Origin of the sequence: Polycladomyces abyssicola (genome assembly GCF_018326425.1) — a bacterium.
Taxonomy (GTDB): Bacteria; Bacillota; Bacilli; order Thermoactinomycetales; family JIR-001; genus Polycladomyces; species Polycladomyces abyssicola.
In genome coordinates this window covers 804,959-819,116 of record NZ_AP024601.1, presented here as the reverse complement: position 1 = coordinate 819,116, position 14,158 = coordinate 804,959, and the positions used below count along the sequence as shown (strand labels likewise).

Annotated in this window: 8 protein-coding genes; 6 read left to right on the top strand and 2 right to left on the bottom strand. The window is 52.2% G+C overall.

The genetic code is table 11. The features are described from left to right. Nucleotides 1–177: 177 nt before the first annotated feature. The 5 genes from KI215_RS04125 to KI215_RS04105 are packed head-to-tail and all read left to right on the top strand — an operon-like array spanning nt 178 to nt 5,908. Entirely contained in the window at nt 178–1,614 is a 1,437-nt protein-coding gene (locus KI215_RS04125; protein WP_212774310.1) for a YheC/YheD family endospore coat-associated protein, read from the top strand. Then, entirely contained in the window at nt 1,611–2,735 is a 1,125-nt protein-coding gene (locus KI215_RS04120) for a YheC/YheD family endospore coat-associated protein (RefSeq protein WP_212774309.1), read from the top strand. The genes KI215_RS04125 and KI215_RS04120 overlap by 4 nt, the downstream gene beginning before the upstream one ends. Further along, nucleotides 2,732–4,111 (top strand): YheC/YheD family endospore coat-associated protein, encoded by a 1,380-nt coding sequence (locus KI215_RS04115; RefSeq protein WP_212774308.1) that lies wholly within the window; start codon nt 2,732–2,734, stop codon nt 4,109–4,111. Before KI215_RS04120 ends, KI215_RS04115 begins: the two co-directional genes overlap by 4 nt. Before the next feature lie 16 nt (nt 4,112–4,127). Then, entirely contained in the window at nt 4,128–5,444 is a 1,317-nt protein-coding gene (locus KI215_RS04110; RefSeq protein ID WP_212774307.1) for a YheC/YheD family endospore coat-associated protein, read from the top strand. A gap of 5 nt (nt 5,445–5,449) precedes the next feature. Next, entirely contained in the window at nt 5,450–5,908 is a 459-nt protein-coding gene (locus KI215_RS04105; protein ID WP_212774306.1) for a GNAT family N-acetyltransferase, read from the top strand. 68 nt (nt 5,909–5,976) lie between these two features. Here KI215_RS04105 and KI215_RS04100 read toward each other — a convergent pair whose 3' ends face one another. Then, a complete protein-coding gene (locus KI215_RS04100; protein ID WP_246512191.1) occupies nt 5,977–6,639 on the bottom strand; it encodes a C40 family peptidase in 663 nt (220 codons plus the stop codon). A gap of 277 nt (nt 6,640–6,916) precedes the next feature. Between KI215_RS04100 and KI215_RS04095 the strand changes: the two genes are divergently transcribed. Next, on the top strand, nt 6,917–12,442 hold the full coding sequence (locus tag KI215_RS04095) for a WIAG-tail domain (protein ID WP_212774305.1): 5,526 nt from the start codon (nt 6,917–6,919) through the stop codon (nt 12,440–12,442). Nucleotides 12,443–12,627: 185 nt separating this feature from the next. Here KI215_RS04095 and KI215_RS04090 read toward each other — a convergent pair whose 3' ends face one another. Continuing rightward, on the bottom strand, nt 12,628–14,043 hold the full coding sequence (locus tag KI215_RS04090; protein ID WP_212774304.1) for a SpoVR family protein: 1,416 nt from the start codon (nt 14,041–14,043) through the stop codon (nt 12,628–12,630). Nucleotides 14,044–14,158 lie beyond the last annotated feature (115 nt).

Sequence of the window (14,158 nt, the reverse complement as noted above, 5' to 3'; positions counted from 1 at the left end):
TTTTGATGATTGACCGGACACACCCTGGTCACTTCTCTATCATTGTAACGTGTTTGCCGGATAAGACAAAGTCCCTCCCTGCCCACGCAGGCTGTCCGGAGGCAAGCCCCTTTTTTTCACCCGCATATACATGCCTACATACGATACATTAGCCAAATACAGCGGAAGGGGATCGTCATGGGGCAACATCGCGTACAAATTCAAATCGTGCCGAACCGATACTTTCCCCCGCAAATGAACATGGTCATCAGCCGTCATCTGGCCCGAAAGCTCCATCTCCAGCAGCACACCATCTGGACCGCCTTCGGTTCGGCCGTCGGAACAGGTCTCGTCGCATTGGCCCAAACCCGAAGCCCTCTGATTCGCATCAGCGCTTCGCTGGCGCATCGCCTCCATCTGACACAACAACTGTCCACCCATGTACGATATGATCCGCAAGGACGCGTGTTACGATTCGGACCTATTCTCGGCATCCTGATCAACCAACATGTTCAGGAAACCGAAATTGACCAGCCTTTTGGAGCGATGACCCGCTTCCTGGAGGAATGCACCCTCGCCGGCAAAAATCGCGGTGTTGTCGTGGCCGTCCTCCGACCGGAAGAAATCCTTTTAGAGAAAAAAACGGTTCGGGGATGGGTATACGAGCAAAATCAGTGGCAAAAGGCGTTGCTTCCACTGCCCGATGTGGTATACAACCGGATCACATCCCGCCGCATCGAAGCGCAACCGCAACTGCAACAAAAAATCCAGCAACTGCGCCATCAGCATCATGTCTCTATTTTCAACGAGCGTTTTCTGGACAAACAACAAGTGTACGACATTTTAAAACAGGACCCGGATATTCGAACCATGTTGCCTCAAACTTATCCTTTTTCCCCCAATATCCTGCGGATCATGTTGATGAAATACCCCTGTCTGTACCTGAAGCCGACCAATGGCAGCCTGGGAAACGGCATTATTCGCGTCACCAACCATGGTGGAGGCATCACGTGCCAATACACATCTGCGACGCGCAATCTGACGCAAACGGTACGTTCAATCCCGGAAGCGATGAAGTGCCTGCGACGACGTATCAGACGGTCTCCCTATATCATTCAACAAGGATTGACGCTGGTCAAAGAGAATGGGCGTCCAATTGATTTCCGCGTCTTGGTGCAAAAGAACATTCGCGGCGAATGGGCGGTCACGTCCACGGTGGGACGCGTCGCCAATGATCAGGACATCGTATCCAATCTCGCTCGGGGCGGAACGTTACGCAAAGCGGGAGAAGTGCTGCTGAGCCTGCAGGTTCCCAATAAGCCGACTCCCGCCCAGCTTCGCGCCAAAGCCATACAGATCGCCCAGACATTCGAGCAGTTGGCCGACGGTCACTACGCAGAACTGGGAATCGACCTGGCATTGGATATTCAGGGAAAACTGTGGTTACTGGAGATCAATTCCAAACCGTCCAAAACGGACGATACAGTGACAAATCCCACTCTGACCACACGGCCGTCCGTCTCCCGGCTGATTGATTACACTTGCCACCTCTGCGGTTTAGTTCCTGCCGCCAAGAAGCGCCGCAATATGAAACATACACCGCAAACCAAACCTGTCAGGAGGAAAGCCCGATGAGCGGTGATCATGACAAAACGCCCACCCTGGGGATCACCGTTTGTAAAACGCGCGGAACCCCGCCTTTTCATGAAACCGCCTATTTCAAACAATTGACGCGGGAAGGTCAGCAGGTCGGAATCCGGGTGATCGTCTTTTGCCCCAAAGACGTCAACTGGGCACGGCGTTCGGTTTCAGCATGGCACTATTCTACTCGACGAGGGCAATGGATCGCTGCAATCTACCCGCTTCCCCACTTGATTTACGATCGGTGTTACTATACCAACGCTCGTCACTATCTGGACTACAAACCCTACGTCAACAGGCTGGCAACCGATCCCCAGATCCGCCTTTTGGGGCGGCCGCTGGGCGGAAAATGGCAAACCTATCTGTTTCTGGCCAAAGATCCCGATCTTCGACCTCATCTTCCGGAAACCCGACGTCTTACGACCATGCAAGATTTATACACGATCCTAGGGCGCTACCGTTCCGCGGTGATCAAACCCAATGGCGGCAGTCACGGTCAAGGAGTAGCGGCCATCCTTCCCGGAAAAGACGGCATTCGCGTACACGGGCGCACACGCGGCAATCGAACGTTTGATGACCGTTTGGTCAACCGTTCCCAAATGGAGCAGTGGATATCCCAATTCACTCAAGGCACCCGTTACGTAGTTCAACCGTATCTGCCGCTGTGTACCACAGATGGCCGACCGTTCGACGTTCGGATCCTGATACAAAAAAGTGAAAGAGGAGATTGGGTCCGAACGGGCATGGCTGTTCGCGTAGGCAAACCGCAAACACTGACGTCCAATCTTCATGGGGGAGGGAAAGCTGTTAAGGCCGAATGGTTTTTCTCCCGCCAATACGAACCGGAACTTCGAACACATATCCTGGAGAGGCTGGAATGGTTGTCTACTCAAGTGCCGATGCAGATCGAGGCGCGACACGGTCGCATGGTGGAAGTGGGCTTGGACGTCGGTGTCGATCCCCAGGGCCGTGTTTGGCTGTTGGAGGTCAATTCCAAGCCTGGACGCAGCGTATTCCTGCTGACCGGTGAGAAAGAAATCCGACGTCGTTCCATTGAGTTACCGATGCGATATGCCCGGGCTCTGTTGGACGGGCAAGTAGGAGGGTCACGATGAGTTCAATTATCTGCCGCATTCTTCCTTTGTCCAATGCCCCAACCAAAGCCGTCATCCTCACACAACCGCTGATGGAAAAATGGGGATGCAAAAACGGGCAATCCGTCAAAATTTCTTTGGGAAACAAAATGCTGATCACACAGGTGATCAGCATTAGGCGGCGTGAACCGATCATTTATCTTCCGGTTGCAACCGCCCGACAACTCAGTATTCCGTACTTCGGCGAGGTACGGGTCACTTTCCAAAATCGGTGCATCAAAATTGGACCGGTTCTTGCCATACTGACAACCGGTTATACTGGCTCCACCGCTTCACCGTTCGGCAACCGATCACAACTGTTCCGCAACTTCCTCGTCGCCGGACAGGATGAAAAACCGTACTTCTATGTTTTCACTCCGGAAATGATCGATTGGCAGCGCGGCGTGATCAGCGGTTGGTTCCTCCGAAAAGACAAGATGGGGCCTTTTCACTGGGAACGACTAACAGCCCCTTTCCCCGATGTGATTTATGAACGCGTACCCAATCGCAAATCCGAATCATTGCCTCACGTCCAACAATGTCTTACCCGGTTGAAATCATTGACCGTTTGCCGTGTTTTCAACCAAGGATTTTTCAACAAATGGTCCATTCACGAATTGCTCCACAATCATCCGCTAACCGCTCAATTCATCCCTGAATCCGTTCTTTGCCCATCCATCGATAAAATCCAGGAAATGCTGAATCGACACCAAATGGTCTATCTCAAGCCCAGCGGAGGCAGCCTGGGCCTCGGTATCTTTCGTATCACCTGGCATCCGACAAACGGATATTACTGCCGGTTCCGCGAAGGGGACAAAAATATCCTGCACCGTTTTCATTCACTCGATAAGCTGATCTTATATTATTTCGGCAAGCAATTGCACCGTTTTGAACGTTATCTGGTGCAACAAGGCATTCGGTTGATCAAGTACGAAGATCGTCCGGTCGACTTTCGCGTGCATATGAACAAAGACAAATCCGGTCAATGGCAGGTGGTTGCAATCGGCACCAAAGTGGCGGGTTTCGGCAGTGTAACCACCCATGTGCGAACCGGTGGTCAGTTGCTTTCCACCTCCACGCTGATGCAAAAGATATTCGGTGATCAGGAGCAATTTGTCAAAGAAGAGATCCACGAAGCCTCCATTCGCATCGCTCAAGTATTGGAAAAGCAAATTGACGGTCCCCTCGGCGAGTTGGGACTGGATATCGGCGTCGATCGAAATCATCAAATATGGCTGTTTGAGGTCAACGCCAAGCCGGGACGCCACATTTTTCTCCACCCCGACCTACGTGATGCCGGCCGCAAATCGGCCCGGTACATCACAGAATACAGCCTGAGACTCGCCAATTTTGTGTGAGAGAGGATGTTGATCGGTGGCGTTAGCGAATGCTGGTTGGTTGGCATGGCAAAATGCGACCATCCCCGTTGCGTTCATCCCTCATCCGCGGTACTCGCCGAAACCGTTGCCCGAACAATTGTCGGTTGTTTTGGGATCGCGCTGGAAAACCAAAATTCCCGTCGTACAGAGAAGAACCGACAGTAGCAACACTCGATACACACCCGCCTGGGTGATGCCCACCAGCCGTAACGAATACAGAGCCGGACCGTTCGTCGCCATCCTCACCTCCGGTGGGAATCGCGGCTTTCGGGGAAACAAGCGCAATTTTATTGACATTATTCGGATGGGGCGCAAGATCGGTGTGACTGTTTTCGTCGTTACCCCCCACGGCATCCATCCCCACGCTTCCTCCGTACGGTGCTTTCTGTTGGACGATCACGGGGAGAAAACACACTGGATTCCGGCTACCATGCCCATGCCCAACATTGTATACAACCGCATCCCCGACCGCCTTTCGGAACAACGTCATGAAGAGCAGGACGCGATTCAATTCTTCTTGGAGACGCCCGGGATTCAACTGTTTAACCCCGGTTTCTTCGATAAATGGACGTTGTATGAATACCTGATGAAATCCGAAAAGACTCAACTCTATCTGCCCGAAACGGTTCAATGGGGCAACGGAACCGAATGCCGTCATTTATTTCGGCGCCATCCCATCCTGTTTTTGAAACCAGTCGACGGCAAGGCAGGGTTGGATATGATCCGTATCATTCGCGAGCCGAAAGGTTATGAAGTGATCCAACAATCGAAAAATGGCAAGAAACGATACCATGAAACTCACTTCAGGTCATTGCGGCGATTGCTGGAGAGCTTGACGAAACAAAGAAAATACATCCTGCAACAGGGCATTCCCTTGGCTACCTACCACAACAGTCCATTTGACCTGCGACTGTTGTTGCAAAAAGACGGAGCCGGATGCTGGCAAGTCACTGGCCTGGGCATTCGCGTTGCCGGATTAGAGGCCATTTCCACGCATGTTCCCATGGGTGGATCCATCGCACCCGCTCATGAAGTTTTAAGGAACGTATTTCGGGAGCGCCAGGCCGAGATCCGTGAGGAGATCGAGCGGACAGCACTCAAGATCGCCCGCCACATCGAGGCGGAAAAACGATGCAACCTGGGGGAAATGTCGATGGATCTGGGGATCGAACCAAACGGGCGGTTATGGTTCTTCGAAGCCAATGCCAAACCAATGAAATTCGACGAACCGGACATTCGGCACCTGTCCTTGGCTCGATTGATCCATTATTGTCTCTATCTCAGCGGATTCAAGCAAAGTAAGGAGGCATGACCGCCGTGCATATACAAATACTCACACCCCGGCAATTATCTCGACACCGCCTCAAAATCCTCTCTTTTTTCCGGAAATACGGAGAAAAACGAATCACGCACAAAGCGCTTCGCTGGCTTCAACAACTATCGGGCGAACAATATCCGGAAGGCACACTTGTCTCCATTGCTTTTGAAAACAAACAGGCCATCGGCATCATCGTCTTTGGGCGTTACGGGCTGGACGAATCGATGATCGCCGTACATCCCGCCTTTCGAAAAAAGGGGATCGGGGAAGCCCTACTTGGTCACGCAATCGACGATCTGGGGAAAGTATATACCCGCGTTGCCTGTGATAACACCCCCAGCCTCAAATTGTGCTTCTCCTCCGGATTGGTGGCGTTTCGTCTGTTCCTCGGCCCCACGGGCAAGCCGACCTTGTGGCTGGCAGGCGGCGATTGGGACCCCTCGGAAGTGACGGGGTGATCCGACTTCGATAAAACGCATCCACAACAAAAGCCCTTTGTTCTGGGAACAAAGGGCTTGTCCGCTTCTTATCGGATCACGCGGCGTGCCGTGACATACGTCTTGTCCAACCAGGGGGTACTCATGCTGTCGTAACGCACCCCACCCGGTCCGTACGTGTGCAGAATTTTGTTGTTGCCTGCGTAAATTCCCACGTGACCGATCTGCCCGTCCGAACGGCCAGCCGTGAAGAACACGAGATCCCCTTTTTGCAGTTGGCCCCGTGGCACATACGTACCCATCCGCGCTTGCTCTCTGCTAGAACGGGGAAGTTTGATACCGTTCTCTTTGAAAACCGTTTGTACAAACAACGAGCAGTCAAAGTATCGAGTCTGGCCGGACGGTGCTCCATATTTGTAGGGAGTCCCCAGGTATTTTTCCCCAGTTTGGATAATCCGGTCAGCCAGGGAAGCAGTCGACTCGGTTTGATTCGCTTGAGCTGGTTTGTTGTTTTGTGGAACGGTTTGACGCTGAGCAATCGCTTGTTTCTGAGCATTATTATGAGTGAATATTCCATCGTTTCCATATTGAAGGAATATTTTTTGGACCATGCTGTATGCATTTGCGTTGGACGGTGTCACCGTAACCTGTTGCGGTGCGGCATGACCGATCCCAACGGGCAATGCCACAACCGTTACCAACGTTGCAGTCACCAACAGCAACGACTTTTTTAACACTCGTTGAAAACGCATGACATCCTCCTTTTCTCCTACTCCCTTTTTTCTAGATTTCAGGATGATCCCAAAATCCTTGTCTATGGTAACATAAATGCCCACGCTAGTTTTATGTAATATACTCCATTCACGCCTAATGAAAGCAAATATTTGTATAATAATCCAATATTAATCCTATATCTTCAATTTAAACCGTTTGTTACCACCCATTTTTCAGTTCAACGGTTTCCACATTCACCCCTGATGAATATACCTATAGACGACTGACTCTATATGCGAAAGGATGGAGAGACGAGTGAGAAAAAAGAGATCCAAAAGCCTCTCCAACAAAAAAATCCAGTCTCGTATGTTGGAAGGGGAACCGATTTTTCCATCGAGAACATTCAGCGAACTTGCTGACGAGGAGGTGTTGGAGGAAATTATAAAACAAGAACAGGAAGAAATAAGGAAAACAAAGGAAATGGACAAAAAGCCGATGGAGTCGCCGTCTTCCGACGGCGTATTGCCCACAGCGAAACAAACGGTCCAACAACAAAAAAAGCAACGCCAACTTTCCCAGCCGACCAAAGCCTTCATCTACACGGATGATCTTACCGACGGCGCTGTCACTGCGGAAAAAATTGCACTGCGCGCGATTGACGGTTCTAAACTGCAAAACCAGTCCATCAAGGAAGATCACTTGGTGGACGGCGCGGTTAACACGGCCAAGATCGCCAACGGAGCTGTCATTGGTCAGAAAATTGCTTCCGGTACAATCAAGGAGCATCACCTTGCGGTGGATGCCATTACCAGCGATAAAATCCGAAAGGAAGCGATTCATGCCGATCACATAAAGGAAAACAGCGTCACGGGAGATAAGCTGGCTGATCGCAGTATTGACGGCAGAAAACTCAAAGAGCAATCCATCACTTCCAAACACTTGGTCAAGGGCCATGTGGAAACCGACCATCTGGCTGATGAATCCATTACTGGAAATAAAATCAAAAGTGGCTCGATCGATTCGCGACAGTTGGTCAACGAGTGCATCACTAACGCCAAACTGGCAGATCAATCCGTTTCAAACTCCAAACTGCAAGATAAGAGCGTCACTGCAGACAAACTGGATGATGAAGTGATTCACGCCGATAAATTGGCTGCTTCTTCCATTCACGATTATCATTTAACTCCTCAAGCGGTGAAAACCGATCATTTGGCCAACTTTTCCGTGACGGCTTCCAAAATCGCGCCCGATGCCGTTTACAGCGAAGCGATTATCGATCAAGCCATCACCAGTAAACATCTGTCAGAAAACGTCGTTACCGAATCCCACCTGTCGGAGCGTGCCGTGACCCGGTCCAAAATCGCGCCCGGTTCGATTGCCACAGAGCATTTACAACGGAAAACCGTCACCAACGAACATGTGCAGCTAGGTGCCATTCACAATTATCATTTGGCCGACAACGCTGTAACCCAATCCAAAATCGCACCTCGTTCCATTCAGTCCGATATGGTGGACGATCAGGCCATACAAAGTCACCACATTCAAAAACAAAGCATTCATTCGAAACATCTTAACCGTCGAGCGATTGAGTCCGACCATCTCCAGGAAGGGATCGTGCAGGAACAACATCTTGCCGAAAATGCCGTCACTGGAGTGAAAATTGCGGATCATTCAATCACTACATCCAAGTTGTCCCCGGAATCCATCTCCACTGACAAACTGATCGATTATGCCATCAACAGCAACAAATTGGCTGACGGTGCCGTTATTTCTCGCAAAATCGCACCACAGGCCGTTGTTTCCGAACATCTCGCACCTGATTCCGTCTCCGATTCCCACATCCAGAATCAAGCTGTCAATACGCGCCATCTCGCACCAGATACCATCCAGTCCCAGCATATCCAAGCAGGGGCCGTCGGGCGGGGTCACCTCGCTAAACAATCCGTCGACACTGCCAAAATCGCACCGAAAGCCGTTGTTTCCGAACATCTCACACCCGACTCCGTCTCCGATTCCCACATCCAGGACCAAGCTGTCAATACACGCCATCTCGCACCAGATACCATCCAGTCCCAGCATATCCAAGCAAGGGCCGTCGGGCGGGATCACCTCGCTAAACAATCCGTCGATACTGCCAAAATCGCACCGAAAGCCGTTGTTTCCGAACATCTCGCTCCTGACTCCGTCTCCGATTCCCACATCCAGAATCAAGCTGTCAATACACGCCATCTCGCACCAGATACCATCCAGTCCCAGCATATCCAAGCAGGGGCCGTCGGTCGGGATCACCTCGCCGAACAATCCGTCGACACTGCCAAAATCGTACCGCAGGCCGTTGTTTCCGAACATCTCGCTCCTGACTCCGTCTCCGATGCCCACATCCAGGACCAAGCTGTCAATACACGCCATCTCGCACCAGATACCATCCAGTCCCAGCATATCCAAGCAGGGGCCGTCGGTCGGGATCACCTCGCCGAACAATCCGTCGACACTGCCAAAATCGTACCGCAGGCCGTTGTTTCCGAACATCTCGCTCCTGACTCCGTCTCCGATGCCCACATCCAGGACCAAGCTGTCAATACACGCCATCTCGCACCAGATACCATCCAGTCCCAGCATATCCAAGCAGAGGCCGTCGGTCGGGATCACCTCGCCGAACAATCCGTCGACACTACCAAAATCGTACCGCAGGCCGTTGTTTCCGAACATCTCGCTCCTGACTCCGTCTCCGCTTCCCACATCCAGGAGCAAGCTATCAGTTCCCACCATCTTGCACCAGATACCATCCAGTCCCAGCATATCCAAGCAGAGGCCGTCGATCGGGATCACCTCGCCGAACAATCCGTCGACACTGCCAAAATCGTACCGCAGGCCGTTGTTTCCGAACATCTCGCTCCTGACTCCGTCTCCGATTCCCACATCCAGAATCAAGCTGTCAATACACGCCATCTCGCACCAGATACCATCCAGTCCCAGCATATCCAAGCAGGGGCCGTCGGGCGGGATCACCTCGCCGAACAATCCGTCGACACTGCCAAAATCGCACCGCAGGCCGTTGTTCCCGAACATCTCGCTCCTGACTCCGTCTCCGCTTCCCACATCCAGGAGCAAGCTATCAGTTCCCACCATCTTGCACCAGATACCATCCAGTCCCAGCATATCCAAGCAGAGGCCGTCGGGCGGGATCACCTCGCTGAACAATCCGTCGACACTGCCAAAATCGCACCGCAGGCCGTTGTTCCCGAACATCTCGCTCCTGACTCCATCTCCGCTTCCCACATCCAGGAGCAAGCTATCAGTTCCCACCATCTCACACCAGATACCATTCAATCCCTTCACATCCAAGCCGGGGCCGTCGGGCGGGATCACCTCGCCGATCATGCCGTCACTACAGCCAAAATCGCATCACAAGCCGTTGTTTCCGAACATCTCGCTCCCGAATCCATCTCCGGTTCCCACATCCAGGAGCAAGCTATCAGTTCCCACCATCTTGCACCAGATACCATCCAGTCCCAGCATATCCAAGCAGAGGCCGTCGGGCGGGATCACCTCGCTGAACAATCCGTCGACACTGCCAAAATCGCACCGCAGGCCGTTGTTCCCGAACATCTCGCTCCTGACTCCATCTCCGCTTCCCACATCCAGGAGCAAGCTATCAGTTCCCACCATCTCACACCAGATACCATTCAATCCCTTCACATCCAAGCCGGGGCCGTCGGGCGGGATCACCTCGCCGATCATGCCGTCACTACAGCCAAAATCGCATCACAAGCCGTTGTTTCCGAACATCTCGCTCCCGAATCCATCTCCGGTTCCCATATCCAGAACCAAGTTGTTGGCGCTCGCCATCTCGCACCCGATATCGTCCAATCCCATCACATCCAAGCCGGGGCGATAGGACGGAGTCACCTCGCCGATCATGCCGTCGCTACCGCCAAAATCGCATCACAAGCTGTTGTTTCCGAACATCTCGCTCCCGAATCCATCTCCGGTTCTCACATCCAGGAGCAAGCTGTCAGTACACACCATCTCGCACCAGATACTGTCCAATCCCATCACATTCAAGCAGGAACCATCGATCGGGATCACCTCGCCGAACAATCCGTCGACACTGCCAAAATCGTACCGCAGGCCGTTGTTTCCGAACATCTCGCTCCTGACTCCGTCTCCGATGCCCACATCCAGGAGCAAGCTGTCAATACACGCCATCTCGCACCAGATACTGTCCAGTCCCATCACATTCAAACCGGAACCGTCGGGCGGGATCACCTCGCCGATCAGGCCGTCACTACAGCCAAAATCGCACCGCAGGCCGTTGTTCCCGAACATCTCGCTCCTGACTCCGTCTCCGATGCCCACATCCAGGAGCAAGCTGTCAATACACGCCATCTCGCACCAGATACCATCCAGTCCCATCACATTCAAACCGGAACCGTCGGGCGGGATCACCTCGCCGAACAATCCGTCGACACTGCCAAAATCGCACCGCAGGCCGTTGTTTCCGAACATCTCACACCTGACTCCGTCTCCGATGCCCACATCCAGGAGCAAGCTGTCAATACACGCCATCTCGCACCAGATACTGTCCAGTCCCATCACATTCAGGCAGGAACCGTCGGGCGGGATCACCTCGCCGAACAATCCGTCGACACTGCCAAAATCGCACCGCAGGCCGTTATTTCCGAACATCTCGCACCTGACTCCGTCTCCGATGCCCACATCCAGGAGCAAGCTGTCAATACACGCCATCTCGCACCAGATACCATCCAGTCCCATCACATTCAAGCAGGAACCGTCGGGCGGGATCACCTCGCCGAACAATCCGTCGACACTGCCAAAATCGCACCGCAGGCCGTTGTTTCCGAACATCTCACACCTGACTCCGTCTCCGATGCCCACATCCAGGAGCAAGCTATCAGTTCCCACCATCTCGCACCAGATACCATCCAATCCCATCACATTCAAGCAGGAACCGTCGGGCGGGATCACCTCGCCGATCAGGCCGTCACTACAGCCAAAATCGCACCGCAGGCCGTTGTTCCCGAACATCTCACACCTGACTCCGTCTCCGATGCCCACATCCAGGAGCAAGCTATCTGTTCCCACCATCTCGCACCAGATACCATCCAGTCCCAGCATATCCAAGCAGGGGCCATTGGACAGGATCACTTGGCCGATCACTCGATTGGTGTGGAAAAGCTGGCATTCGATCCGTCTCTCATGTTTGGAGGCAACAATCTTCGGGCAGGCATACAGGGGTTCACCCTTCACGAGGGAAAAGATGCGGTATTGATTGAAGTTCCCGTCACTCCCGCCTTGGAGACAGACGAATACATCGTTGTCGCCATGACGAACCATCCTTACTGCACAGCCAGTCTGGTCAGCCGATCCCGGCAAGCGTTTACCATCCACGTGCAGCGAAATTGGGAAGATCACCAATTGGTGCAAGGATTTTTCTTCTGGATCGCCACCCTCCCCACCTCCTCTACCGCTTTATCGAAGATACCCCAATCCGATAGAAACTCTTTGGAGGGATCGAAGGAATCCGAGATCATCGCCATGATCAGTCAAACACCTTCCCAATCGAAAGTCTCGGAGGATGTGACACATGATACCCCACCTGAAACGGATGACCTTCCTGTCACCAACTCGAACCAGTCCTACTCAACAAATGACCAACTGTCGGTAGAAGACATCTCTGCTGCATCTGATGTGGAAACGAAAACCCCTGATCAGGAAAAAGGAATTACTGAGGGGGAATCGACAGAGACCGATGCGACACAAGATGAACCTTCCCAAACTGATGAATCAGATGAAGATTACGGAACATTTGAATGGTGAACCTAACACGTTGATAAAATACCAAGTGCTATGTACTCGGTAAGGCACAAACCCAGCGCAAAATCGCTGGGTTTGTTGGCTTTCACATGAATATTCAAACGTATGCACCGGGATAAAAAACCCCAAAAAAGACTGCTGACAAATGTAAAAGGTCAGCAGTCTTTTTCTCAAAAAAGGCGCTCCTTTCACAAAAACCGCCGACTGCATTTTTTCCCGTTGTAGCTGAACATGACAGGCCGTTTCTCGATCACCGTCTCCAGATGGACAGTGCGCCCCCACAGGTGATACACGTGAGGCAACGTTTTCTCCAAATACTTCACGTCCAGCTCGGTACCTTCATAGACGTGCTCCAAATACAGCTCCCCGTTTTGCAAATAGTCCCCGTCTTTGACCTGAATATAGGGAAATCCGCCGTTCACCCGACTGGCGACCAATTCATCCCGCACGTTCTCCCACGATTTGTCCGTGATCTTCCATTCATTTCCCTTACGTTGAAACACGTACAAATCAAGCTCTTCGACCAACTCCTCGGTCAGATAGTTGCGAATGAACGAGATGTCCGAATCCAGTTCCCTCACCTCGAACAGCTTTTCCCGTCCTTGACCCGGGACGCGGCCGAACCGCTCCCGTTCCTCTTCGGTCGGGTTGTCCCAGCGGCGCTCGATGTCTTCAAATATTTTCAATCCCAGGTAGTAAGGGTTAAGAGAGGTTTTGGACGGTTGAATGACGGATGCGTTCAACTTGGCAAACTCGATGGCTTCTTCCTCATTCAGATTCAGCTCCCTCATGATTCGAATGTGCCAGTACGATGCCCATCCTTCGTTCATGATCTTTGTTTCCAGTTGAGGCCAGAAATACAACATCTCCTCGCGCAGAATGGTGAGAATGTCCTGTTGCCAATCTTCCAGAACCCGGCTGTGGTTCATGATGAACAGGAGCAGGTCCTTCTCTTTTTTGGGGGGGAGCTTCTTTCTGAAAGCAACACCGGATGCCGTTTGCTCCTCTTCTTTTTCATCCAGCTTCCACAAGTCATCATACGGGGTGGATGGCCCTCGTCGAGACGTCTCATCGTCGTCTTCCGGTTTGCGACGGGGCGGGCGAATCAGTGTAGGGTCGATGTGCTCCTGAATCGCCAGTACATGATCCAAAAACGCCTCGACGTCTGCTTTACCGTATTGCAGTTCATACGAGCGGATTCGTTCGGCGCTGGCCGCCATACTTTCCACCATGTCGCGGGACGTATTGGTGAAGCGAACATTGTTTTTGAAAAAATCGCAATGGGCCAGGACGTGGGCCACGATGAGCTTGTTCTGGATCAAGGAGTTTCCCTTCAACAAAAAGGCGTAACAGGGATTGGAATTGATGACCAGTTCATAAATCCGACTGAGATTGAAATCGTACTGCAACTTCATCCGATGAAACGACTTGCCGAAACTCCAGTGGGAAAAACGTGTCGGCATGCCGTAGGCGCCAAATGTGTAAATGATGTCCGCCGGACAAATCTCGTATCGCATGGGATAAAAGTCCAAACCGAATCCTTTCGCGATTTCAGTGATCTCATCGATTGCCCGTTCCAACGCCTTCAACTCTTCACTCATCATCCCCGGACATCCTTTCCATTCATCTTCGTGTGGTACATCTATATGCGCTAGGATGGAACAAGTTGCCGTCGGACGCCGGGAAGCGAATGATTCATTCACAAATCTGCAACCGGTT